We start from the raw sequence: 25,765 nt of genomic DNA on the forward strand, positions 1-25,765 counted from the left end.
GCCGAGCAGGCTTCCTGATTTGCTTCGTGATCAAAATTGGGCTTTTTGAACTACCTCTATAGGAACATAAGCAAGCGAGGAACGAGAATGGACAAAATATGCTTAGGATTTCACGGATTTACAGGCGGGCCGTTCGAGCTGGAGCCGCTTGCCATGCATCTGAGGTCGGCCGGATATACGTGCGTGCTGCCCACCTTGCCGGGTCACGACGATCCGGATCAGCTTCGGCGGATTAGCTGGATCGACTGGATCGAAGCCGCAGACAAAGAAGCGGGGATCATTGCCGGACAGCACGGGGAATTCGATCTGATCGGATTTTCGATGGGCGGCATCCTCGCCGCCCACATCGCGAACCGGTATCCGGTCCGCAGACTCGTCCTGCTTAACGCAGCGGCTATCTATGTAAGTCCGCGGCGATTTCTGCAGGAGGTGGCGGGCGCGTTCCGGGATCAGGAATGGCAGCGGCTCGTCAAGATCAAGCAAACGCCGCTGAATGCGACGCTGCAATTTATGCGGGTGGTCCGTTCGGCCAAGCCGATGTGGGCAGGCATCCAGGTGCCGACGCTGATCGCCCAGAGCGGAAAAGATCCGGTCATTCATCCGCATAGCGCGCTCGTGCTTGCCGACAAAATTCCAGGGCCGAAGCAGGTCCGGATCTTTCCCGAATCCAAGCATTTGATCTGTCTCGACCAGGAAGCGGATAGTCTGTTTAACACCGTGGAGCAATTTTTGTCCGAATAAAGGAGCGCCGTCACGGGTGATGGCGCTCTCTGCTTGTATCCAAGTAGGCCGACTCACACGGGCGGCGATGAATCAGGGGGGAAGTGCATGAACCGGCTTACCGGCGCGGTCTCCTTCAGCGGGGAAAAGCGCAAACGCAAACGTTACCGGCTATTCCGAACGATCGTATTGGCGCTGATCGCCATAGGAATCCTATGGGTCGTGTATGTGCAGTGGCTGATCCATAACGTTCAAAGCCGCGCTCCCGTCCAGACGGCGGATGTGGCGATCGTGCTTGGAGCCGCTTTGTGGAACGACCGGCCGAGCCCGGCGCTGCGCGAACGTCTGGATCAGGCTTACCGCTTGTACGAAACGAAGCAGGTGAGCCGGATCATCGTCTCAGGCGGTCTGGGTGCGAACGGATCTACGATTACCGAAGCGGAAGGGATGCGTCGGTATTTGACTGAACGCGGCGTGCCGCCGGAAGCGGTATACGAGGAAGGAGAATCGACCAGCACTTACGAGAACCTCCGGTTCAGTAAGCGAATTATGGATCGGGAAGGCTGGAGCGTTCCGGTGATCGTCACTCATGAATACCATGGCGCGCGGGCGATGGATATCGCCCGCTACGTCGGAATTCGGGAAGCATCAGTTTCGCTGACGAAGTCCAACGTCATGTGGATGCCATGGCACAAAGCGAGGGAGACGCTTGCTTACACGAAATGGATCGCGGACAAATGGCTGATGCGGCCGGTGGACTGATTCAGGCGGTATAGCGGAGCTTTAATTCATTTTTGGAGATCGCGACGATTTTCGGTTCCAGCAGCGCCGTTTTTTCTTTTAGACGATCCTTGCCGTTCGGATGCACTACATAGAGCAGGAGTCGCAAATACGTACGGGTAACCCGGGCGAATAGTCCGTTCGGCAGATCGATGACGGTGAATCCGAGCTGTCTGGACCCTCTGTGGATCATGGTGATCGCGTACAGCCCTTTGACGTCCCGGTACAACGGATCGGTCAGCATGAGCTTTCCGATCTCCGGCATGAGCAGCCTCGTCTGCCGGATCAACTGGGTGGCCAACTGGACCGGGCTGCGTGAATGAAGACCGAGCTGGTACAGCGTGTAATTATCGAGATGCAGCTCAGCGACCCGGTCCCCTTTTCGAATCTGTTCCCCGTCAGGAAGCGCGATCGCCTGCCTGCCCTGGTATTCGCGGATGCGAATTTTGAGCAGAGGGTTCATCGAATCGATCGGTTTGACACGAAACAATTTGACGAAGCACCATTCCCATCCCATCCAGATCGAGACCAGCACCCGCTTGAAAATCCCTAATCTGTACTCTGCCGATTCCTCAAGAAGTTCGTCCACACGCACGGGAATCAGTCCTTTCTGCAGCATTCCGGCGATCACTTCGTCCAGCGCTGTCAGCATATAGGCGGGGGCGTCAGGATCAGCTCCGAACGTCTGCCCGCTGTCATGCAAGAGGATGACCGATCCTTCGCGAATTCGGGTTTCCAGTCTGGACTTCAGCTTCTCGCGGGCGATCCGGCTCCGCCAGTCTTTGGGCATAACCGACCATAAGACGATGTTATAAGATTTCAGGGTAAATAAGTCGAAGACGTTCAATATGCCCCACGGCGGCCGGTAATAAGCGGGTTTGGAGCCCGTAATCGAAGAAACGATATCGGCCGACCGTTCCACCTGATGCCGCCGTACCGACCAGGGGCTCATCAGCCAATTGGACTTGTGGCTGTAGTTGTGTATGCCGATCTGGTGGCCTTCCCTATGGATGCGCCCGATCAGATCGGGGTGCCGCTCCGCCTTGGCGCCAAGGACGAAAAACGTCGCTTTCACGTCATGTTTTTTTAGAAGATCCAGGAGAAGAGGCGTGTATTCCGGGTCGGGACCGTCGTCGAAGGTCAGCGCGATCCGGTTGCCGGCCGATCCCTTGCGGAATACACCGATCGAGAATATTCGCGTCACCACCCAAGGAACGAGCGTGTATACGACAACAAGCAGAGTGAAAGACAATAAGAGACGTTCCTTCATGGAAATCCTCCTCGCTATTCAATCCGTCTAACCAAGCTTCCCAATCCGGTGCCAAGCTGCAGTTCAACGGGAATGGATGACCTTCCGCGCCTTGCAAGCAGCGCTTTTACGTGAAGTCTACCATACCCGAATTGCGAGGCCAAGTGAAAAAATACCGAAAAAACTACTCTTTATTGTATGCAGTTGACACGTTTGGATGTAAAAGAAATTTTGGATGGGGACACGCACTTCGATCATAGGACAACTTCTAATCCTGTACATTATAGGCAGGGGTAATTCCGGCTGTTACACGCTGGTTTTCCCGACACGGGCGAATCGATCCAAGCCTGCACCACCGAAGGAAAGAGGTGAATCCGATGAGCAGTCGAGTCGTGAGCGGTGCCGCCAAATCGTCCAGACAAATCAATGTCGTGCTCCGAACGCCGGAACCTGCGGCCGTCCATGAGCAGGAGCAGCCGGCCGGCGGGAAGCCGGTGCCTTCACAAGGGCCGTTCGCGGAGATGCTGAAGGAACTGGACCAGTTGGTCGGTTTGGACAACGTAAAGGAACTGGTGTTCGAAATTTATGCGTTGCTGCAAATCGGGCAATACCGGGCGGAAGCGGGACTTGCTGCCAGCCAGCAGGTGTACCATATGATATTCAAAGGAAATCCGGGAACAGGCAAGACGACAGTCGCACGAATTGTCGCCAAGCTGTTCCAGTCGATGGGACTGCTGCAGAAAGGCCATCTGATCGAAGTAGAGCGGGCCGATCTGGTCGGCGAATACATTGGACACACGGCGCTTAAGACGCGCGATCTGGTCAAGAAGGCGATGGGCGGCATTTTGTTTATTGACGAAGCGTACAGTCTGGCGCGGGGCGGCGAGAAAGATTTCGGCAAAGAAGCGATCGATACGCTGGTCAAAGCGATGGAGGACCACAAGAACCAGTTTGTGCTCATTTTGGCCGGTTATTCGGAAGAGATGGATTTTTTTCTCGCCCAAAATCCGGGATTGCCTTCGAGGTTCCCGATCGCGATCGATTTCCCCGATTATTCTATCGACCAATTGGTGCAAATTGCCGAGCTAATGGGGAAGGAACGGGAGTATACGCTTATTCCGGCAAGCATCATGAAGCTGAGGCAGATGCTGATCGCCGAGAAAAACAACTGCTTGTCCGCCTTCAGCAACGCCCGTTACGTGCGCAATGTGATGGAAAAGTCGATGCGTCATCAAGCGGTCCGGCTGCTCGGCCAGTATCAAAATAGTTCGCCGGGGCGTCAGGAACTGATGACGATTAAACCCGAGGATATGCGGACTGAGCCGCGTGCGGGACTTGGACTGTAAAAACCCGGCGCGTACGCGACGGCAAGCCGAAGGAAATGTGTAAAAGGAGCCGCAGGCTGCGGCTTTTTTCGGTTTGAAGCTACGCTGTCGGTGAAGTTCCGCTATAATGGAGGGATAGGAGTCCATATCCTTATAGAGCTAAATAGCGGATGGAGGCATACTGAACGATGATTCGAGCCATTGTGTTTGATTTTGACGGAGTTATTCTGGACACGGAAACCAATGAATTCAGGGCATACCAGGACGTGTATCGGCAGCATGGGGCGGAGCTCCCGCTTGAGGTATGGTCCAGCGTCATCGGAACGGACATGACGGACGTATTCGATCCGTACAAATATTTGGAAGACCAGACTGGGAAGCCGGTTGACCGCGACGCGTTCAGCCGGATGCGCAGAGAGCTGTTTCTGCAGCGGATGGAGACGGAGCAGCTTCGGCCTGGCGTCATATCGGTGCTGGATCAGGCTGCACGGCTCGGGCTTTCGGTCGGGCTGGCTTCCAGCTCGAGCCGGAGCTGGGTGACCGGGTACTTAACGAAGTTCGGGTTGCTGGACCGTTTCTCGTGCATTCGAACCAAGGACGACGTGTTGAAAGTGAAGCCGGACCCGGAGCTGTATGTACAGGCCGTCGGATGTCTCGGAGTCCAGCCCGGGGAAGCGATCGCGTTCGAGGATTCGGCTAACGGCGCACTAGCTGCCCACCGGGCGGGACTGCACTGCGTAATCGTGCCGAATCCGGTCACGGAGGCGCTGCTGTTCGGCGAGCACCGGAAACGTCTGACGACGATGGAGGGGCTTGATCTGGCCGAGCTAATCTCCGAGCTGCCGGCGGTCTAGCGAATGCGGCGGTTCGGCCTTTGTTCCGGTAGAACCGGCGGCTCGCATGCCGGGCCGAAACGAGAGATTTGCGACACTTTTTACCCTGAATCGACAGGCATTTGTACCGCTTACTTTCTAGTTTCAAAAAAAGGTAAGGTATGGTATATTAAATTTCGAGTACAACCAACGTCACATTCGTTATCATCTCGATGGCAAACTTGCCGAAAGGCAGGGACGCAAAGCTTCAGGTCTAACGCTCCACGCTCGATGAGCCATGACAGCTGGGCTGCCGACAACGTTCGCTTCAGCGATAAGTATTGCTGTGATCGGCCGTCCCTGTTTAGGGGCGGCTTTATATATGGCGGGCTTCTCCGCAGCAGTTCGTTTGCAGGATTCGAATATGCAGTTGAAAGGGAAGAACCCTATGCAGCGTATGGATTTAATACGGGCGTGCCTCCAATCCGTGTACCGAAGCGAGAAGTGGTTGTTCGTCGCGCTCGCACTGGTCGTCAGCGTCTGCGCGATTCTGTTTAGTGAGCCGGATGCCGCAAGCGTAGCGGCCTCGTGTACATTTGCCGGCTTTCTGCTAGCCTCCGTCATTTTTCGGGGGAAGCCGCCCGTTTTTTATGTGCTGACGGGGCTTGCTTTGTTCGTATACGCTGCAGCCTTGCAGCTTGACGTATGGTATGCCGAATTGTTCATCGCTTACCCGCTGTTGCTTATGTACGCTCTCCTAATGCCCAATCCCCTGTATATGCTAGTGGCCGCGCTTGCGGTTGGCCTCCATCTGTATACCGTCACCGACGACTCGGAACCATTCGCGCGGATCGCCCACCTGGTTTTTTTCTCGTTTATTGCTCTGGCCAACATTCTCCTCGCCTCTTATATTAAACATCTGGAGCAGGAACGAAACGAGTACCGCCACCTGAGCGGAATCGATTCGCTGACCGGCCTTGCTTCGCTGCAACAGACGCTGCAATTTGGTCAAAGACTGCTGGACGACGGCAGGACGGTCCGGGTGCTGCTGATCGATCTGAATTTTTTCAAGCAAATCAACGACACCTACGGCCACATGATCGGGAACCGCGTCATTATGCTTGTCGCCGACTACCTGCGGGAGATGATTCGTGATGTAAACGGTATCGCCGGGAGGCTGGGCGGGGACGAGTTTGTCGTCATCGTCGAGGATGCTCCCCGGTTTGAGAATATGCGGCAAAAGCTGCTGGACGAGCTGAACGGCAAGTCGTTTATCCCCGACGACGGGCTGCCTCCGGTATCGTTGTCCTTTTCGGTCGGCGTAGCGGTATCGTCAACCGAAGAGACGGTACATATCGAGGAACTGCTGCACGGTGCCGATCTGAATATGTATGAATATAAGCTGCAGCATAAGCTGCCGGCTTATCTCGGCAAAACGGCCGACCTGATCGAGCATAATCCGGCGCCGATCTGTACGTTCGACCGTAAAGGCAAGCTGCTGGCGATTAATCCCGCCGTCTCCGGGCTGCTCGGATATTCCGCCCAGGAGTTGACCAGACGCCAGTTCGTCGGGCTCATACATCCTCAGGACCGATTGAAAGCGTTGACATCTTTTCAGGAAGCGATGGAAGGCAACTCCGTGCATCTGGAGCTGAGGCTCATACATAGAGAAGGCTATACGGTCGAAGTGGACGTGACGAACATACCGATTATCGCCGATCTTCAAATCGTCGGCATATACGGAGTGGCCAAAGATGTTACGGACCGCAAAAAATCCGAAGAGCTGCTGCGCAACTCCGACCGTCTCGCGGTGATGGGGCAATTGGCCGCAGGTTTGGCGCACGAGATTCGCAACCCGCTTACTGCGCTGAAAGGGTTTATTCAGCTGCTGCAATCGTCCCCGAAGGAGAACAAGTCGTATTATCCGATCATGTTGACGGAGCTAGACCGGATCAATTTGATCCTTAATGAATTTTTGCTGCTATCCAAGCCGCGTCAGACGCTTTTTGGGGATACTGATATTCGGGTAGTCATTCGTCATGTGGTGACGCTGCTCGATACGCAAGCGATCCTCAACAAGGTGCGGATCGTCATCGTGGAGAAGGAGGATCTCCCGGTCATCCGCTGCGATGAGAACCAGATGAAGCAAGTGTTCGTCAATGTGCTGAAAAATGCGATCGAAGCGATGCCGGACGGCGGCGAAGTGACCGTTACGACGTTATTGTCCGAGCAGGACGTTGTCGTACGCGTGCAGGACGAAGGCGACGGCATATCGGATGAGCTGATCTCGCGGATCGGACAACCCTTTTTCACGACCAAAGATAAAGGAACGGGGCTTGGCCTGATGGTGTGCAATAACATTATGGAGAACCACGGTGGAAGGTTGACGATCCGAAGCGTTCCGGGCAAAGGGACTACGGTGGAAGTCGAGCTCCCGATCCGGGAAGGTGCGGCGCAGGAAGACCGGCTGGTCCGAGTATAGCCTTTCATTTTCCTATATGAAAGGTACTGGAGAAGTATGGTACAATAATACAATTGAGGGTCTGTGAAGGAGTGTTGGCATGAAACCACCGGTTCACGAAGTAGCCGGCGAAGCTTTGGATAAAGCGATCGTAGTCAGTCTGGTGCTGAAGGGGGACCGGTTATCCGACGACAGAGTCCAGCATTCGCTGGAAGAGCTCATCCGTCTGGCCGACAGCGCCGGAGTCGAAGTGCTTCATTCGGTCGTACAATCGAAGGACTCGATCGATTCGAAATGGTTTATCGGCAAAGGGAAAGCGGAGGAAGTGCGCGATCTTGCCGTGCAGCTCGGAGCCAATACGGCGATTTTCGACCAGGAGCTTTCCGGGGCGCAAGTCCGCAATCTCGAGCATGCGCTGGACCTGAAGATTATCGACCGCACTCAACTGATTCTCGATATATTCGCGCAGCGGGCGAAAACCCGCGAAGGCTTCCTCCAAGTGGAGCTGGCGCAGCTCAGCTACTTGCTGCCCCGGCTGTCCGGACACGGAGTGAATTTGTCGCGTCTTGGCGGGGGCATCGGTACGCGAGGTCCCGGGGAAACGAAGCTGGAGATGGACCGGCGGCATATTCGCAACCGGATCAGCGAGCTGCGCCATTCGCTCCAGGAAGTGAAACGGCATCGGGAACTGCACCGCGAGCGGAGGAAAAAAACCGGCGTGTACCAGGTGGCGCTGGTCGGATATACGAATGCGGGAAAATCGACCCTGCTGAACCGGATGACGTCGGCGGACGTATACGCCGAGAATCAGCTGTTCGCCACGCTGGACCCAACGTCCAGAGCGCTCCGGTTGCCCGGCGGGCAGGAAGTCGTGCTGACCGATACGGTCGGTTTTATCCAAAATCTCCCGCATGACCTGGTCGCTGCGTTCCGTGCGACGCTGGAGGAAGTTAATGAGGCCGATCTGATCCTGCACGTGGTCGACAGCGCAAGCGAGATGAGGGAAAGGCAAATGGCCGTTGTCGACGAAGTGCTGCTCGAGCTTGGAGCTCAAGGGAAACCGCGCATTACCGTGTTCAATAAAATCGATATGGCGACGGATGGAAGCGGCGGGCTGCTAAGCGCAGACGGCGATTCGTTGAAGGTGTCCGCGTTCTCGGCGACGGATCTGGAGCTGCTGAAGCTCTCGATTCAGGAGAAACTGATGGGCGGGACGAAGCGGTTTCTAATTCCTGCCGCCCGGGGCGACCTGATCTCGCTCGTCTACAGGCTTGGCGATGTGCTGGAGCAGGAAATCGAAGGGGACGACATCCGCTTTGACGTGCGTGTGAAGCAAACCGAATTCGAGAAACAAGGATATATGCTTCAGGCCTTTATAGCGCAGGAAGCGATACAGCTAGAGGGAGAGAGCTACTGAACATGAACGTACCAGACAAAATCGGCGCGCTGATGGAGGAAGCCGAAGCGCTTGCGGAGCCGAAGCTGAAACAGATCGACAAGCGGGTCGACCACAACCAATGGAAAGTGATCCGCGCTTTCCAGAAACATAAAGTAAGCGATTATCATTTCGCAGGCTCGACCGGTTACGGCTATAACGACCGGGGGCGCGAAGTGCTGGATCTCGTATATGCCGATGTGTTCGGAGCGGAGGCGGGCCTAGTCCGGCCTCACTTCGTCTCCGGCACGCATACGATCGGCACGGCGCTGTTCGGCCTGCTGCGTCCCGGCGACTTGCTGCTGTATATGACCGGCAAGCCGTACGATACGCTGCATAAAGTGATCGGCAAGCCGGGAGACGGGACCGGATCGCTGCAGGACTGGGGAGTGCGCTATGACGAAGTGGCGCTGTCCCCGGACGGGATGCCGGACTGGAACCGGCTCGCGGACAAGCTGAGGACGGACCCGCCCAAGGTGGTCGGCATCCAGCGTTCACGGGGGTACGACTGGCGACCGTCCTATACGGTCGCCCAAATCGCCGAGATGGTGAGGTTCGTCAAAGAGCTTGTTCCTTCTGCGATCATATTCGTTGACAACTGCTACGGAGAATTTACGGAGGAAGCCGAACCGACCGAAGTCGGGGTCGATCTGATGGCCGGCTCGCTGATCAAAAATCCGGGCGGGGGAATCGCTCCGACCGGCGGATATATTGTCGGCAAAAAGGAGTTAGTGGAGTTGGCGGCGTACCGGCTCACAGCTCCCGGGATCGGCGGCGAGGTCGGAGCGATGCTTGGGGTGACGAGAGACTTTTTCCAAGGCCTATTCCTCGCGCCGCATCTTGTCGGACAAGCTCTCAAGGGGAGCGTATTCGCATCCGCGATGTTCGAGCGGCTCGGCTTCGACACCCATCCGCGTTGGAACGACGAGCGGACCGATCTCATACAGGCGATCCGTTTCACGTCGGCGGACCATCTGATCGCATTCGTTCAAGGCATTCAGAAAGCGGCGGCGGTCGACTCCCATGTCGTCCCCGAAGCTTGGGAGATGCCCGGCTATGAACACCCCGTCATTATGGCGGCGGGAACGTTCATCCAGGGAGGCAGTCTGGAGCTTTCCGCAGACGCGCCGATCCGTTCGCCGTACATTGCATACATGCAGGGCGGACTCACTTATGCCCATGTCAAGTGGGGCGTCGTGATGGCCCTTTCCAATATGATGAATAAAGGATTGTTGTAATTAAACCTTACACGCATTGACATGTTTATGTTCGATATGTACAATGAACTTATATCCTTTACATGTCGGAGTGGTGTACAATGAGCGACGAAATTCGCCGCAACATGGCTTTATTCGCAATCGGAAGCGTCATGAAACTGACCGATTTGACTGCGCGCCAAATACGCTACTACGAGCAGCATGAGCTGATCGTTCCGGCCAGGACGGACGGGAATCAACGTTTATTTTCATTCAACGACGTTGAACGTCTGCTCCAGATTAAGGCGCTGATCGAGAAGGGCGTCAACATCGCGGGTATTAAGCAAGTGCTTAATCCGGTGAATAAGGACTCCGAAGAGGCGACGGTCATCACGGACGAGACGCAGGTAAAACGCAAGGAGCTGTCCGATTCCCAACTGCACAAAATGTTGAAACAGGATCTGTTGACCGGCAACCGCCGCGGCAAGGTTTCCCTCATCCAAGGGGAGCTGTCCCGTTTTTTTACTAAATAAAGGAGGAATTATTCCGTGTCTCAAACGCATTATACGAAGGAAGATATTTTACGCATCGCCAAGGAAGAAAACGTCCGCTTTATCCGTCTTCAATTCACTGACTTGCTCGGCACGATCAAAAACGTCGAGATTCCGCGCAGTCAGTTGGAGAAAGCGCTCGACAATAAAATGATGTTCGACGGTTCCTCGATCGAAGGCTACGTGCGGATCGAGGAGTCCGATATGTATTTGTATCCGGATCTGAATACGTGGGTTATTTTCCCTTGGGTCACGGAAGATCGCGTTGCCCGTCTCATCTGCGACGTGTACTTGCCTGACGGACGGCCGTTCCCGGGCGATCCGCGCGGCATTCTGAAGCGTGCGCTGGAAGAGGCTTCCGAGATGGGGTACACGGCGATGAACGTGGGGCCTGAGCCGGAGTTTTTCCTGTTCAAGACCGATGAAAAAGGCAATCCGACGATGGAGTTGAACGACCAGGGCGGTTACTTCGATCTGGCGCCTACCGACCTTGGCGAGAACTGCCGCCGCGAGATCGTTCTGACGCTGGAGGAAATGGGCTTCGAGATCGAAGCATCGCACCATGAAGTGGCGCCGGGTCAGCACGAGATCGACTTTAAATATGCAGACGCGGTTAAAGCGGCCGACCAGATCCAGACGTTCAAGCTCGTCGTCAAGACGATCGCCCGCCAGCACGGACTGCATGCTACCTTTATGCCGAAGCCTCTGTTCGGGGTGAACGGTTCCGGTATGCATTGCCACCAATCGTTGTTCCAAGGCAGCGAGAACGCGTTCTACGACGAGAGCGACAAGCTCGGCCTCAGCACTACGGCTCGTCACTACATGGCCGGCGTGCTGAAGCATGCCCGCGCCTTCGCGGCGATTACGAACCCGACGGTCAACTCGTACAAGCGGCTCGTACCGGGTTACGAAGCGCCTTGTTACGTCGCATGGTCGGCGAGCAACCGCAGCCCGATGATCCGGATTCCGGCTTCCCGCGGACTGAGCACACGCGTAGAGGTGCGTAACCCGGACCCTGCGGCGAATCCATACCTGGCTTTGGCCGTTATGTTGAAAGCAGGTCTTGACGGAGTGAAGAACAAAACTCCGCTGCCGGCTCCGACCGACCGCAACATTTATGTCATGTCCGAAGAAGAGCGCGAAGAACAAGGAATCCCGAGCTTGCCGTCCGATCTGCACGAGGCGATCGTCGAGCTGATGAATAACGAAGTGATTTGCGAAGCTTTGGGCGAGCATGCGCTCACTCACTTTATCGAGCTGAAAGAAATCGAGTGGGATATGTACCGCACCCAGATTCATTCCTGGGAACGCGATCAGTATATGACGTTGTATTAATCGTAAAATCCCCGCATGGCGTAATGGCCGGCGGGGATTTTTTTGGGTTGCGGCCGTCGGACCGGCAGCTCGGCGAAAAATTTGCGTTATGCACTCACGCGGGATTCAGGAGCACCGGAACCGGAAAATGTCCAGGATGATGCCGATCGGAATACGGATCGTAATAAACACCCGGTTTACACCGCTATAGATGCGCAAGCGGATCGAGTTGGCCCCGACGCTTACCAAACAGCCGGTAAACGTATTAAATAAGGTCCGCACGACAACAACTCTTCCTACCAGACGCAGGGCGTTTCTTCTAATCCTTCTCTGCCTGGCGGGAGACACCCGTCTGCCCGAATTTATTTGAATCTCCTTAGACATGCCATCTCTCTCCTATCGGTCATTTCTGCGGGGATCGTAACCCGCAACGACAGTTTACGGAGAGAAGCACCGGGGGGGCACGGCGATTGCCCGGCTCGCCGGGGGATAGGGCTCGGGTGAAACAGGGGGGCGGGTCGGATATGCTGTAAAAGTGATCAGGAATACAGTACACAAGCCGATGATCCCATGTTACGATGAACTCTGACGCAACACCTCGCCCGAGTAATCGGAGCCCCTGCGGATGGAGGTAAACGAACGAATGAGTTGGACCGATTCATCGGGAATTAGTACAAAAACCGGGAATGGCTCGGCTACTGCGGGTAATGAAGCGATACGTCCGGGCGGCGGAGCGGCGTTGACAAGCCCTGTGCCCGTTTCTGCAGCCGGCTTGGTTGATTCGAGCGCAGATATCGTGGTGACCAAGAGCGGTGAGCTTTTCCACATCTCAAGCCGCTTTGATGATGCCCATACCATTACGATCGAAACGTCGCGAAGCGGGTCTCGCAACGGCAGCTTTAACTTTATCCGGACTCGAATCGGGTCGGAGATCGTCCATGCCAACCATGACGATATAACGCCTGTCCGTACTTTCAATACGGTAGGGGCGAACCACGGGTATACGTGTGTAGTGAAGGTGTCCATGGCCGGACACGACAAAACGGCGGACGATCTGGGATCGCAATGGACGGATGGGGCGAGAATCTACACGCTGCTGGACGTAAACGGCGATCATCTTACATGGGGGTGCCCGTATACGGTGACGAACGGGATCGTATCCGCTCTGCTTGTCCAACCCGAGCAAGATCTCACTCCTGTATGCGGTGCGGTCCATACACAGCCGGTGAACGTTAACGTCCTTGTACCGGGGGCTCAGCTCTATCCGTCCATTAACAACATAAAGGTGCAATATATGCTGGACGGCAAGGAAATCACGGAGGACGGGATGTATTCCGGTACGGTTCTGAAGGTGCACGAATCCTATCACATTATGGACTACAGGGCGATCATAGATTTCGCGCAATCCCATCCGGGAGTGAGTTATGCGAACGATTCGGTAGCGGGGGCTGTTCGGCTCTCGATCGTGTATACGTTCAGGAAGGGCGGCCGCTGTCATATCTCGCATAACTTCAAGGCTTTGCAGAAGCTGCAAGTCATGGACTGCGGCTTTCTGCAGTCGATGCCGATGAGTTTGTCCGGTCATACGCTCAGCCGTTATATGCCGGATGTGAAGAGCAAAAGCGGGCAGGATTTTCAAAATATAGTGGATATGACCGGTTACAGTATGAATCTCGTATATGGCCCATCCGATTATATAGACCCGGCCAAGCCTCCCAACCGATATGTCGACTGGCTGCGGGACGGCAGCGGGCTGGGAAAGGTGGGTTTTACAATGGGATATATCGTCGACAAAACGAACAGCAAAAACGCCGATCGGGCGGCTCAAACATCGAGAGGCTGGGATATGCGCAGCACGAGGAAAAGCTATCCGATCGCGATGAGCGGACTGATCTTAAATGCCGGGGACTACAAAACGTTCATGGGGTACCGGAATTACTTGTCGCCGGTTGAGGTGGGGAAAGCCACCAATCTAAGCGTAGTTCAAGACGACAAAGATACATATGTGTACATCGATTACCATGTCCCCGTTACCGGAGCGAATCTCAAGCTCCCCGAACATATCGGGAAAACCGTATCTGTAATCGATCACGTAAACTTTACGCTTCAAAACGATATAGTAGACAGCGACGGCATCACCTTCAGTATTACTGCTGGCCATGGCTATGCGATCTTGAAAGTACACTGATCCCCGCTACCCCGAGCGAACCGGTCGGGGGATCTGGCTGCGGCCGGACAGTGCACGTATCACGAATACAAGGTGCGTAAGACAGCTGTCAGTGCGATTAGACAGCCAGAGCCCTGACCGGATATCCGGCAGGGCTCTCTTGGCGTACGGTTTATGGCTCGTCCCGTAAGAGGGACGAGCCAACATGAGACTAATGAATGTCGCGGAACAATCCGATTACTTTCCCCAGAATTGTTACGTTGCGGAGACGAATCGGGTCCATAGACGGATTCTCCGGCTGGAGCCGAATATGGTCGCGCTCCTTGTAAAACGTCTTGACGGTCGCTTCGTCATCTTCGGTCATGGCGACGACGATATCGCCGTTGTTCGCGGTCGGCTGCTGCTTAACGATAACGTAGTCGTTATGGTGAATGCCGGCTTCGATCATACTTTCTCCGACGACGCGAAGCATGAATACGCTGTGGTCGCCGACGAAATGACTCGGAAGCGGGAAATATTCTTCGATGTTCTCGGTTGCCGTAATCGGCATACCAGCCGTTACTTTGCCGACTACCGGTACACGCGCTATCGAGAAGGAAAATACGGAAGCGGATTCGTCATGGGCGCTGAGCACCTCGATCGCTCTAGGCTTGGTCGGGTCTCTGCGGATGTAACCTTTCTTCTCGAGCCGGTCCAAATGACCGTGTACGGTAGAGCTGGACGCAAGCCCGACGGCTTCGCCGATTTCCCTTACGGAAGGCGGGTAGCCTTTATCGCGTACTTCGTTCTTGATAAATTCCAGTATCGCTTGTTGGCGATTGGAAACCTTGCTCACGATCATCACTCCCATTACGGACATTTTATATGGGTAAATTATACCACAGAACTCGAGTTCGTACAAACATAAGTTCGAGTATGGGTCTTGGAGAATTCAACCATCCGGTCGCATGTCGTTCTGATGTATATAAAGTATTCGTTTGTAGTGTACATGATATCGTTGACTCCTATATTGGGCCATTTTATAATGAAATCAAGAAAAATATAACAATTATAGCAATCTGTAATGTATATTTCTGTAATTGTTATATACATCAGGGTCGATCGCCGAAGGAGAGGATGTGTTCCGGATGGGATAAGACGGATGTAAGGGAGATATACGGTGCAGCAAAGGAGGACCGGTGATTGAAGAAAAAACCGACGCATGAGCAATTTCAGAAACAGCTGGATCATATGGTACAGACGCTTCGAGCAGACATTCTGGAAGGAAAGTATGCAACCGGCGACTACCTGCCCTCGGAGCTTGTGCAGGCGAAGATGTTCAGATTAAGCAACAAGTCGGTTCGCAAAGGGCTGGACATACTGAATGCAGAAGGCTGGATCGAGAAGATCCCGCGGGTTGGCAGCCGGGTGCTGGCGAAGCGGGAGACGGTTCGTTTGACCGTCGGGATTAACCGTACGGATGAGGTCAATATGAAATTATCCGGACTCGCCGAGCTTTTTTGTAAGCGCTATCCTTGGATCGAGCTTGAGTTTGTGCCGTTTGTATCGGATCTCGGCGGACCGGGCGACCAGCGGAAGCTGGCGGAATTCGATGCGATCGTCATCAACCATCTTCAATTTCAGCGAATGAAAGAGAGCGGTCATCTTCACCTGTTCGCCCCTTTGCCGGAGAAGCGGGAGATCTACCCGTTCCTTTCGGGACTGTTCAAGGACGGCGGGATGCATTATGTGTACCCGATCATCTTTTCCCCGATCGTGCTTTGTTACAATAAGCGGCATTTCCGCGAACGGGGCTTGGCCGAGCCGGACGGCAGCTGGACCTGGGACGACCTGGTCCGTAACGCCATCGAGCTTACGAACGGGAACGGGAGATTCGGATTCGCCTTTTATTTGCTGAATGAAAATCGCTGGCCGCTCTTCTGGCTCCAGGCGGGGGAAGATCTCCGGCAGGAAGGCCGCAGCCCGGAATCGCTCCGGCACTCCCGTCTGATGGACGCGGCGAGACTGTGCAAAAGTATTATCAGCAACCGCGATTTTTTCCCGATGTTCTTATCGGAGAACAACCGGGAGATCAATGCGATGTTTCAGGAAGGCCGGCTGTCGATGGTTATCAACAGTTACATGGGAATGAACGATTGGCAGGAGTCTCCCGGTCTGGAATACGACGTATCTCCGCTTCCTTACATGAACGAGCCGATCACTTTGATGATCTCTCAAGGTGTAGGAGTGCTCAAGCAAACCGGGCATCCGGAGGAAGCGATGCTGCTTGCCGACTTCCTCACGTCGCTGCCGGGCCAGCAGTATATCGGCAGCCACACGCTCAGCATCCCGAGCCACTGGGGAGCGGATTCGTCCCCGAATAAGAAGGCGTTTGCAGTGCCCGGCCGATATTCGATGTACCGGGAAATGATGTTTTCGTACCGGACGCACGCCTCGCTCGGCATCCCGGCGCTGTCGTATTCACATATTTTCAAGCATGTGCGGGCTTATTGGGCCGATCTGATCGACGAGCGCGAGCTGTGCGAGCGTATGGCCGAAGCGTTATCGGAGCGGGAAGAGCATGTTCCCGGGTAAAAGGTACGGGATGACGGAGTTACGATTAGGCGGTGCCGATTAGGCGGCATAACCGGTTAGCGGGCGAATCGGTACATGAGGAAATGGGACTAGTAGCGGCGATCCGGCCTGCTTACGGCAACCGGGAATGAACGGCTTGGGACCAGGCACTCCGTCGGAGCTGGATAACGATCGATTCGAGGAGGGAACAGGGATGGAAGAACGGAACGTAGAACATGCGCGGCCGCCTAAACGGATCTCCAGAAGGAGCTTGCTTGCGGCCCTTGGAGGAGCCGGTGTTGCGGTAGCGGGACAGTCGTTCATCAAGGAGGGAGTTATGGGCGATTCGGTAAATTTGGCCACGTACGGGTTCGGTCCGGATATGGGGAATTTTCCGTTTGCGATGTTCCGCTTCCGTTATGTGGAGAACATAGCCAAGATGAAAAGTGAGACGATGCTCAGAGAGGGGATGATCGTCCGGACTGCCGGGTATTACGAGCCGGGGGACGGCGGCGGCGCGGACTACATCGTCAAGCCGGGCATCCTGCCGGAAGACTTGGGCAGTGTCGTGAATCTGAGCGGAGAGCTGCAGGCGATCCTGCTTGCGGAGGACAGCGTGAACTACAAGCAGTTCGGCGCGGTCGGGGACGGGGTTAACGACGACGGGGTTCAGATCAAGCGGGCGCATGCATATGCGAACGCCCGTGATTTGCCCGTACAGAACCTGACAGGCGAGTACTGGATCAAAGCGACAAATGATATTATCGTGCAGACGAATGCAAACTGGGGTCACACAAAGTTTCATATCGACGAAGGGATGAACTCCAAATCAAATCCCCGGTTCCGGGTGACGAGCCGCAAAAGCACGGTGAATATCCAGTTCGACGCGGCGGAGAAAGCTTCATTTCTAGACAAAATGAAGCCTGGCACGACATTTGTCCCGGAGCTGGCTCCCTATAAGAACTCTCTTGTGTTCATTACCGACAGCAACGACAAAATCGGTGTGAGACAAGGATACAATCACAATGGCTGGAACAAAGAAGAGTTTTTCTATGTCGAGGAGCACGGGCGGCTGATCGGGGACATTGCCTGGACCTTCAACAATTATACGAGCCTGGTCGCATACCCGTGCGACGATAACTACCTGATCCTCGACGGAGGCACCTTTTACATGTCGGGCAACAGTCCCGGGGCGGGCGGCGCTTATTTGCACAACGGAATTATGGTCCGGCGCAGCCGTACGATCATCCGCAACCAGTGGGTCGGGCTGGAGGAGGGGGCGAGCGATACGTCGCTTGATCCGCGAATCGGATTTTATTATTTCAACTATGTGTTCGACGTTACGCTGGAGAACGTGAGACTCATTCCGTGGGAGCAGGACCGCGAAGGGACGGATCGCGACGTGCCCGCCGGCACGTACGGGATCGGCGGAGCGAGGGTGCTGAACGCGACGTTCCGCAACGTCACGTCTGAAGGCGGGATGGTTCATTGGGGCGTTTTCGGCACGAACCTGTTCAAAAATTTCAGCATCGAAGGCTGCCGCCTGAACCGGGTGGACGTTCATTTCCACTGCTGGAACTTGTACGTGAAAGACTCGGAGATCGGGTATCGCGGTTTTACGCTGACCGGCGGCGGAGATTTGTTTATCGAGAATACGAAACGGTTCGGCAGCCGGTTCATCGATTTTCGCGTCGATTATGGCGCCAAGTGGGATGGCAGCATCCGGCTCACCAAGTGCAGGCTGATCGTCACGAACGGACCGGCGGAAGCGGTCGCGCTCCATTGCGTTCCGGCCAACTTCAATTATAAATATCCGATCGGATACGGCCGCTCGATTAAGATCGAAGACTTCGTGTTCGACTATACCGGCATTCCGAACCCGACCGGCATATGCCGGATTATGAAAATTGCCGCTTTCTCCAAAATATCGTCCACCTCCGAAAGGCTGTTTTTCCCGCAATCGATCGAGTTCAGAGACGTGACCGTCGTCGGCCGGGAGAAGGGCGTCCGTATGCTGGAGATTCCGAATCCGCTCAGCTTCCATCTGGGCAAGCCGGGCGGATACGACGCGAGCCGTGTCACCCCGAACTGCCGCATGTCGTTTGTTAATATTCAGTCGGAGAAAGTTCCGGCTCAAACCTCACAGTCGACGACCCATGTCAACTTTTTGTTAAACGCGCTCGCGACCGCCGCCTATGAGGACTCGTACGCGCTGTATCCGAAGCTCGAATTTGTGAACTGCGGAGATTTCTTCGGCCACTTTAAAGGCAGCGTCGCGGACGTGTCCTTCAGCGGGTGCACCGTCAATTGTCTGGATGCTTATGAAGGCGGCCGGATGCGGGGGCGGATCGTGTTCGACAACTGCCATCTGAAGGCCGACGCTGTCGACGACGGCAAATTGCTGTATTCGACGTCGGTTGACCACGGCGTCTCCTTTCTTAATTGTACGATTCACGCGCCCGTTCTGGACGGAACGAGCCGGCCGGACCTGGTGGCGCGGTACGATTTTATCGATGTGAACCATAAGCTGCTGCACAACCATCTGAACACGGCGCTGTCGAAAGAAATCATCGATTATTACGCAGGGATCGGAACACCGATCGCCCCTGAATTTTACGCGATGCTGAAAAGCCATCATGTCTCGGAAAGCACGCTGATGGCAAGACGCAGAGGACCGACGGCGAGCCGTCCGGTTCCGGCAGCGTTCCAGAACGAGCCCGGCTTCGCCTATTTCGACGAAAGCTTGAACCGGATCGTCGTCTGGGACGGAACGCGCTGGATCAAGGCGGATAAAGAGAAGCGAACGCTCCACTATTATTTCGGTCAGCTGGCTACAGCGAGCCCGGGCGCTGCCTTCCAGAGAGAGGGGGGACATCCTTCCCAGACGTACGTTTTGCCCGGCGACGGCAAGCTGCTGCGATACATCGTCTTGTTTCATTCGTCTAGTGCGGCCGGCTCGTTCGTATTTGAGGTATGGAAAAACGGGGCGCTCTGGATGGGCGGCCTGGCCAGTCCTTCTCCGGCGCTGAAGCCGGGCGCGGTCCTGTTCGCTCCGGATACGGCGTTCGAGGAAGGAGATACTATCGGAATCCGCCTGAACGGCGTTTCGCCGGGATTGCCGGCGGACGCGTATGCGACCATCGATCTGTTCGCGGAATACGAGGAATAGGGGAACGAAGTGCGAACATGAACTACGAACACTTGTTCGAAATTCTTGTTGACACGAATGTGTGTTCGTGTTAATTTAAGAACAGAACAAATGTTTGGGGGTCATTTCGATGATGTCGTCAACCACTTTCCACCGTACTGTGCTGCACCAAGGTTCTTATAAATCGATCTGGGCAAATCCGGACAGCGATGCGAACAAGAAGAAAGCATCCTCCGGCACCCGGTTGCGCATGGCTGCCGCCGCGCTTGTTATGCTTGCTTGCTTCGGTCTCGGAGCGTTATTCCTGGAATGGCCTGGCCACAATGAAGTGCAGGCTGCCGCCATTCAGATTAAGGAAGAAGTCACCGTCGTACCGGGAGATACCTTGTGGTCGATCGCCAGTCAGCACGTCCGGCAAGGGGAAGACATCCGCGATTATATACGGAAAGTGAAGACGGCGAACGGGATGACCACATCGACGCTGATTCCCGGCCAAGTTCTTCAATTGCCGCAGTAACGATGCCGGGCTTTGTTCTGTTCGTATACTATGAGTTATGGCTGTCCGGCTGGTATTCCGGCCCAACGACTGTTTACGCTTCATGCTTCTCCCCTAATATCCAATCGATCTATTACGCCCGGAGCTGCACGCTCCGGGTTATTTGCCGTTTCGTCCCGGTTTTCTTGACAACCGTATCCTGCGCATGTCAAAGTAAGAGATAACCGACACGAGGAGGACGAACACGCGTATGGTAACCGAACAAATGATCGCCCGCATTAATGAACTGGCGAAAAAGGCGAACACCGTCGGACTGACCGAAAACGAAGTCCAGGAACGCGCCGAGCTGCGCAAGCGTTATATCGAAGCGTTTAAGACATCGCTTCGGGCGCAGCTCGATTCGATTGAATTCGTTGATGGGGATCAACCGAACGAAACCGATAAAAAGCGTCATTAGAACGGAGGATTCAGTCATGTCCCGGAAGTGGGAGCGGATGGTAGAGAAAAACAGCAAACAACTGAATCAGCGGCGGAAGAAGACGGGCGCTCAGCCTATCTCGGTAGCGGCGGCCCAGGAGCAGATGGACGTGTTCAAAGGAAGAAGCTGGTTTTTGCCGGCGCTTCTTGTCGCCTGCTCCCTGTTCTTCGCCGTAGTTTCCTCCACGTTGGCCGAGACGCAATCTTTTTATTGGATAACGGTACTCGGGTATTTGGTGCTGGGCGTTATGTACTTTTTGCGCAGACCTTATGTGAAGGTAGGCAGAAACAAACTGTCTACACGCCGGCTCGGCATCGAGAAGTTTTTCGGAGCGGACGAGATCGAGGAGATCTCCGTTCAGCGCGGCAGCATCGCGATCCAGATGAAAGGAAAGAAAACGAGATGGGTGCTGTCCAAGTTCCAAAGTTTGTACGACATACCGGCGCTGTCGGCCCGGCTTAAAAAGTTTGCGGAGACTAACGGCATATCTTATAAAGAAGAAGCGGCTTAAGCGATATACAGGGGAGAGAGCACATGTGGGGATCAAAGCGGTATTGTTTGATTTGGACGACACATTATTGTGGGACGACCGGAGCGTCAAGGAAGCGTTCCAGGCGACGTGCGAAGCGGCGGCCAACGTACACCCGGTAGATCCGGCCCGTCTGGAGGAAGAGGTCCGGAAGTGCGCTCGCGCTTTATACGAATCGTACGAAACGTTTCCGTTCACGAAACGAATCGGGATCAACCCGTTTGAAGGGTTATGGGCCAACTTCACCGAAGGCGAACAAGAACAATTCCGCAAGCTGGAGCAGCTCGCTCCTTCATACCGGGCGGCCGCCTGGACAGGCGGTCTGAAGTCGCTCGGAATTGACGACCCGGAATTCGGCTGCAAGCTCGGGGACAAGTTCGCCGAGGAGAGAAGAGCGCGACCGATCGTATACGAAGAGACGTTCGCCTATCTCGATGAGCTGAAAGGCAAGTACAAGCTGCTGCTGCTCACGAACGGTTCTCCCGACCTGCAGAAGGAGAAGCTCGCCGGGGTGCCGGAGCTCGCAGGCTATTTCGATCATATCGTCATTTCCGGGGCGTTCGGCGAAGGCAAGCCGGCCGCTTCGATCTTCCATCATGCGATGGAACGGCTGGGGATTCGTCCGGAAGAAGGCATCATGGTCGGCGACAAGCTGACTACGGACATTTTGGGAGCGAACGGGGTCGGCATGAAGTCGGTCTGGATCAACCGCCATCATGTGGAGCGTAACGACGACATCATTCCTGCTTACGAGATCGACAGCCTGTACGGCATCCGCAACGTACTGGAGGAACTGCGCGGCTGATCCGTCGCCGGCATATGCATAAGCGCAATAGACAGGCCCGTTGCTTTCTCGCAAGAGAGCGGCGGGTTCCTTTGTGATAGGATGGGCCATAAAGAACGGCGGATTTCGTACATTTCGGATAAGCACTTTAATTCCGATAAGAAACCTATGGATATATCTCTTCCGAAAACGTGCGGCATCTGGTAGACTATCAGGTATGTACGGTACAGATAAGGAGTGGGCGTATGCACAAACAAGCTTTGGCGGAACGGCTCAAGCATAAAATATTAATACTGGACGGCGCGATGGGGACGATGCTGCAGCAGGAAAACTTGACCGCGGACGATTTCGGCGGGGAAGAGTTGGAAGGCTGCAACGAGATATTGTCGGTTACACGTCCGGATGTTATCTCCAAAATTCACGAAGCGTATCTGGAAGCGGGCGCGGACATTTTGGAAACGAACACGTTCGGCACGACGAGCGTCGTCCTGGCCGAGTACGACATTCCCGAGCGTTCGCGCGAGCTCAATCTCGCGGCTGCGAAGCTGGCGGTGGAAGCGGCCAATAAATATTCGACGCCGGAGTGGCCGCGGTATGTGGCAGGTGCGATGGGTCCGACGACGAAGACGTTGTCCGTTACCGGCGGCGTTACGTTCGAAGGTTTGATAGAAAGCTATTACGAGCAGGCGGTTGCGCTTATTGAAGCGGGTGTGGACGCCCTGCTGCTGGAGACGTCACAGGATACGCTGAACGTAAAGGCGGGCAGCATCGGGATTCGCCAAGCGTTCGAAACGACGGGCATTGAGCTGCCGATTATGATCTCCGGTACGATCGAGCCGATGGGAACGACGCTGGCCGGTCAAAATATCGAGTCGTTTTACATCTCGCTCGAGCACCTGAATCCGGTATCGGTTGGTCTGAACTGCGCCACGGGACCGGAATTTATGAAGGACCATATCCGGACGCTGTCGGGGATTGCGGGCACGGCGGTAAGCTGTTACCCGAACGCCGGCTTGCCGGACGAGAACGGGCATTACCATGAGTCGCCGGCTTCGCTGGCGAAGAAGCTTGGCGATTTTGCGGAGCAGGGCTGGATCAATATCGCCGGCGGCTGCTGCGGAACGACGCCGGACCATATCCGGGCGATCGCCGAGACGATGAGCGCCATCCAACCGCGCACCACGTACGGCAATCATCCGGCGGCTGTCTCCGGCATCGAGACGGTATACCTGGAAGACGAAAATCGGCCGATCATGGTCGGGGAGCGCACGAACATTTCCGGATCGCGGAAGTTCAAACGTTTAATAAAAGAAGGCAAGTTCGAGGAAGGCTCCGAAATCGCTCGCGCCCAGGTGAAAAACGGGGCGCACGTCATCGACATCAACTTGCAGGATACGGATATCGACGAAGCGTATGCGATGGAGAACTTCCTGCAGTTCGTCGTGAAGAAAGTTAAAGCTCCGCTTATGATCGATTCGACTTACGATCATATCATCGAGCTGGGTCTCAAGTATTCGCAAGGTAAGGCAATCATCAATTCGATTAACCTGGAGGATGGGGAGTCGAAGTTCCAAAGCATCGTTCCTCTCATTCATAAGTACGGGGCAGCCGTCGTTATGATCCTGATCGACGAGCGCGGTCAGGCCGTAACCCGGCAGGCCAAGCTGGAAGTGGCGGATCGCGCTTTCGATCTGTTGACGAACCGTTACGGGCTGAAGCCTCACGATATTATTTTCGACCCGAACATGTTTCCGGTCGGTTCCGGGGACCCGCAGTATATCGGTTCTGCCGTGGAGACGATTGAAGGCATCAAGCTGATTAAGGAGAAGTACCCCGAATGTAAGACGATTCTCGGATTGAGCAATATTTCGTTCGGTCTTCCGGATGCAGGACGCGAAGTGCTTAATGCCGTTTATTTGTACCATTGTACGAAAGCCGGTCTCGACTATGCGATCGTCAACACCGAGAAGCTCGAGAGATACGCTTCGATTCCCGAGGAAGAGCGGCGCCTGGCGGAAAATCTGATCTACAATACGACTGATGAGACGCTGGCGGAGTTTGTCGCGCATTTCCGGGAGAAAAAGGTGGAGAAAAGCGAAAAAATCTCCAACCTGTCGCTGGAAGAACGTCTCGGCTCTTACGTGGTGGAAGGAACGAAGGAAGGTCTGATCCCCGATCTGGAGGAAGCGCTGAAGAAGTATGCGCCGCTTGAGATCATTAACGGACCGCTGATGAAAGGGATGGAAGAGGTCGGCCGTTTGTTTAACAACAACGAGCTGATCGTCGCGGAAGTGCTGCAGAGCGCCGAGGTGATGAAAGCGTCCGTCGCTTACCTGGAACAATTCATGGAGCGTTCCGAGAGCGCGGTGAAAGGAAAGATTTTGCTCGCCACGGTCAAGGGCGACGTGCACGACATCGGCAAAAACCTCGTGGAGATTATCCTCTCGAACAACGGCTACCAGATCATTAACCTCGGGATCAAGGTACCGCCCGAGCAGTTGATCGAAGCGTACCGGAGAGAGAAGCCGGACGCGATCGGACTTTCGGGGCTGCTCGTCAAATCGGCGCAGCAGATGGTCATTACGGCTCAGGACCTTCGCGCGGCGGGCATCGAGGTGCCGATTCTGGTCGGAGGAGCGGCGCTGACCCGCAAGTTCACGAAGACGCGGATCGCACCGGAGTACGACGGCGTGGTGCTGTACGCGAAGGACGCGATGGACGGTCTCGATATCGCCAACAAGCTGAGCGATACCGAGCAGCGCCAGAAGCTGATTCAGGAGCTGCGGGACAGCATGGATTCGGTCGTGATGGAGTCGGGGAAAGCGGCGGAAGACGTCAAGCTGACTCGCGCTGCGAAATCGTCTGTGTCGCAGGATGTGCCGGTATACATTCCGCCGGATCTCGACCGGCACGTACTGCGGGATTATCCGATCGACTATATTTACCCGTATGTGAATATGCAGACACTGCTCGGCCACCATCTGGGACTCCGCGGCAAGGTGGAGAAGCTGCTGGAGGAGAAAAATCCGAAAGCGGTGCAGCTGAAGGCGACGGTTGACGAGCTGTTCGCGGAAGCGAAGGCGGACGGTCTCATTACGGCGAACGGAATGTACCGGTTTTTCCCGGCCCAATCCGAGGGCAACGATATTCTGATCTACGATCCGGCGGATACGAGCGTCGTACTGCACCGGTTCTCGTTCCCGCGCCAGGAGGTGGAGCCGTACTTGTGTCTGGCGGACTTCCTGAAGCCGGTCTCGAGCGGCACGATGGACTACGTCGGCTTCCTCGTCGTTACAGCGGGCCAAGGCATCCGGGCGAGAGCGGAAGAGATGAAGGAGAAAGGCGACTATTTGCGCTCGCATGCGCTGCAGTCGTTTGCGATCGAGCTGGCGGAAGGCTTCGCCGAGCGTCTTCATCATATGATGCGTGATATGTGGGGCTATCCGGATTCGCCGGAGCTGACGATGCAGCAGCGTTGGGGAGCGAGATACCAGGGAATCCGCGTCTCGTTCGGTTATCCGGCATGTCCGAATCTGGAAGATCAGGAGCCTCTGTTCCGTCTGATGAATCCGGCGGATATCGGCGTGGAATTAACCGAAGGCTGCATGATGGAGCCGGAAGCGTCCGTTTCCGCAATGGTGTTCGCCCATCCGGAGGCGCGTTACTTTAACGTAGATAAGGCTTAAGCCGCATCCGTCGGGAAGCGCTGCTTTCAGAAACAAATCCAAATAAAAAGCCCGGCGCTTTCTGGTAAGAAAGCGCCGGGC

At 55.2% G+C, this 25,765-nt stretch carries 20 protein-coding genes and 1 riboswitch; of the genes, 17 read left to right on the forward strand and 3 right to left on the reverse strand.

The features are described from left to right. Positions 1–87 precede the first annotated feature (87 nt). Positions 88–741: an alpha/beta hydrolase gene (locus tag PV433_RS18985; RefSeq protein ID WP_332073632.1), complete on the forward strand. Its 654-nt coding sequence runs from the start codon at positions 88–90 to the stop codon at positions 739–741. 87 nt (positions 742–828) lie between these two features. Continuing rightward, positions 829–1,482 (forward strand): YdcF family protein, encoded by a 654-nt coding sequence (locus PV433_RS18990; RefSeq protein WP_332073633.1) that lies wholly within the window; start codon positions 829–831, stop codon positions 1,480–1,482. A gap of 1 nt (position 1,483) precedes the next feature. On the opposite strand, the gene PV433_RS18995 is transcribed toward PV433_RS18990, so the two are convergent. Next, entirely contained in the window at positions 1,484–2,770 is a 1,287-nt protein-coding gene (locus tag PV433_RS18995; RefSeq protein ID WP_332073634.1) for a polysaccharide deacetylase family protein, read from the reverse strand. Positions 2,771–3,126: 356 nt separating this feature from the next. On the opposite strand from PV433_RS18995, the gene PV433_RS19000 reads away from it, so the two are divergent. The 7 genes from PV433_RS19000 to glnA all read left to right on the forward strand — a co-directional run bounded on the left by PV433_RS19000 (position 3,127) and on the right by glnA (position 11,864). Then, positions 3,127–4,095, forward strand: coding sequence for an AAA family ATPase (locus tag PV433_RS19000; protein WP_190924841.1), 969 nt, complete (start codon positions 3,127–3,129; stop codon positions 4,093–4,095). Positions 4,096–4,262: 167 nt separating this feature from the next. Continuing rightward, positions 4,263–4,928, forward strand: a complete 666-nt coding sequence (locus PV433_RS19005; protein ID WP_332073636.1) for an HAD family hydrolase — start codon at positions 4,263–4,265, stop codon at positions 4,926–4,928. Positions 4,929–5,111: 183 nt separating this feature from the next. Further along, positions 5,112–5,204, forward strand: a riboswitch (cyclic di-GMP riboswitch). Between the two features lie 130 nt (positions 5,205–5,334). Beyond that, positions 5,335–7,368 (forward strand): diguanylate cyclase domain-containing protein, encoded by a 2,034-nt coding sequence (locus PV433_RS19010; RefSeq protein ID WP_332073637.1) that lies wholly within the window; start codon positions 5,335–5,337, stop codon positions 7,366–7,368. A gap of 79 nt (positions 7,369–7,447) precedes the next feature. Continuing rightward, a complete protein-coding gene (gene hflX / locus PV433_RS19015) occupies positions 7,448–8,764 on the forward strand; it encodes a GTPase HflX (RefSeq protein WP_332073639.1) in 1,317 nt (438 codons plus the stop codon). Between the two features lie 2 nt (positions 8,765–8,766). Further along, the gene (locus PV433_RS19020) at positions 8,767–10,020 is read left to right on the forward strand and encodes a methionine gamma-lyase family protein (protein ID WP_332073641.1); all 1,254 of its coding nucleotides are present in this window, start codon (positions 8,767–8,769) and stop codon (positions 10,018–10,020) included. An 80-nt stretch (positions 10,021–10,100) separates the two neighbouring features. Beyond that, the gene (locus PV433_RS19025) at positions 10,101–10,511 is read left to right on the forward strand and encodes a MerR family transcriptional regulator (RefSeq protein ID WP_190924832.1); all 411 of its coding nucleotides are present in this window, start codon (positions 10,101–10,103) and stop codon (positions 10,509–10,511) included. Positions 10,512–10,526: 15 nt separating this feature from the next. Further along, on the forward strand, positions 10,527–11,864 hold the full coding sequence (glnA, locus tag PV433_RS19030; RefSeq protein WP_332073642.1) for a type I glutamate--ammonia ligase: 1,338 nt from the start codon (positions 10,527–10,529) through the stop codon (positions 11,862–11,864). A 105-nt stretch (positions 11,865–11,969) separates the two neighbouring features. Here the strand turns inward: glnA and PV433_RS19035 are convergent, their stop codons facing one another. Then, complete coding sequence (locus tag PV433_RS19035; RefSeq protein ID WP_332073643.1) at positions 11,970–12,227, reverse strand: hypothetical protein; 258 nt, start codon at positions 12,225–12,227, stop codon at positions 11,970–11,972. Between the two features lie 259 nt (positions 12,228–12,486). On the opposite strand from PV433_RS19035, the gene PV433_RS19040 reads away from it, so the two are divergent. Next, positions 12,487–14,031 carry a hypothetical protein gene (locus PV433_RS19040; protein ID WP_332073644.1) on the forward strand — a complete coding sequence of 515 codons (1,545 nt, stop codon included), beginning with the start codon at positions 12,487–12,489 and terminating at the stop codon, positions 14,029–14,031. A 190-nt stretch (positions 14,032–14,221) separates the two neighbouring features. Here PV433_RS19040 and lexA read toward each other — a convergent pair whose 3' ends face one another. Continuing rightward, the gene (gene lexA, locus PV433_RS19045) at positions 14,222–14,845 is read right to left on the reverse strand and encodes a transcriptional repressor LexA (RefSeq protein WP_190924826.1); all 624 of its coding nucleotides are present in this window, start codon (positions 14,843–14,845) and stop codon (positions 14,222–14,224) included. Positions 14,846–15,192: 347 nt separating this feature from the next. Between lexA and PV433_RS19050 the strand changes: the two genes are divergently transcribed. The 7 genes from PV433_RS19050 (at position 15,193) to metH (ending at position 25,684) form a co-directional block, all read left to right on the forward strand. Further along, entirely contained in the window at positions 15,193–16,584 is a 1,392-nt protein-coding gene (locus PV433_RS19050) for an extracellular solute-binding protein (protein ID WP_332073645.1), read from the forward strand. A gap of 193 nt (positions 16,585–16,777) precedes the next feature. Further along, a complete protein-coding gene (locus tag PV433_RS19055) occupies positions 16,778–19,732 on the forward strand; it encodes a hypothetical protein (protein WP_332073646.1) in 2,955 nt (984 codons plus the stop codon). Between the two features lie 109 nt (positions 19,733–19,841). After that, positions 19,842–20,228 carry a LysM peptidoglycan-binding domain-containing protein gene (locus tag PV433_RS19060; protein WP_332073648.1) on the forward strand — a complete coding sequence of 129 codons (387 nt, stop codon included), beginning with the start codon at positions 19,842–19,844 and terminating at the stop codon, positions 20,226–20,228. Positions 20,229–20,457: 229 nt separating this feature from the next. Then, on the forward strand, positions 20,458–20,664 hold the full coding sequence (locus PV433_RS19065) for a DUF896 domain-containing protein (protein WP_190924816.1): 207 nt from the start codon (positions 20,458–20,460) through the stop codon (positions 20,662–20,664). A gap of 16 nt (positions 20,665–20,680) precedes the next feature. After that, on the forward strand, positions 20,681–21,196 hold the full coding sequence (locus PV433_RS19070) for a hypothetical protein (protein WP_332073649.1): 516 nt from the start codon (positions 20,681–20,683) through the stop codon (positions 21,194–21,196). Between the two features lie 25 nt (positions 21,197–21,221). Next, positions 21,222–22,019: an HAD family hydrolase gene (locus PV433_RS19075; RefSeq protein WP_332073650.1), complete on the forward strand. Its 798-nt coding sequence runs from the start codon at positions 21,222–21,224 to the stop codon at positions 22,017–22,019. A gap of 224 nt (positions 22,020–22,243) precedes the next feature. Beyond that, positions 22,244–25,684: a methionine synthase gene (gene metH / locus PV433_RS19080; protein WP_332073651.1), complete on the forward strand. Its 3,441-nt coding sequence runs from the start codon at positions 22,244–22,246 to the stop codon at positions 25,682–25,684. Positions 25,685–25,765: the final 81 nt, after the last annotated feature.

The sequence above is a fragment of the Paenibacillus sp. GYB004 genome (assembly GCF_036577605.1).
GTDB lineage: Bacteria > Bacillota > Bacilli > Paenibacillales > NBRC-103111 > Paenibacillus_AB > Paenibacillus_AB oceani.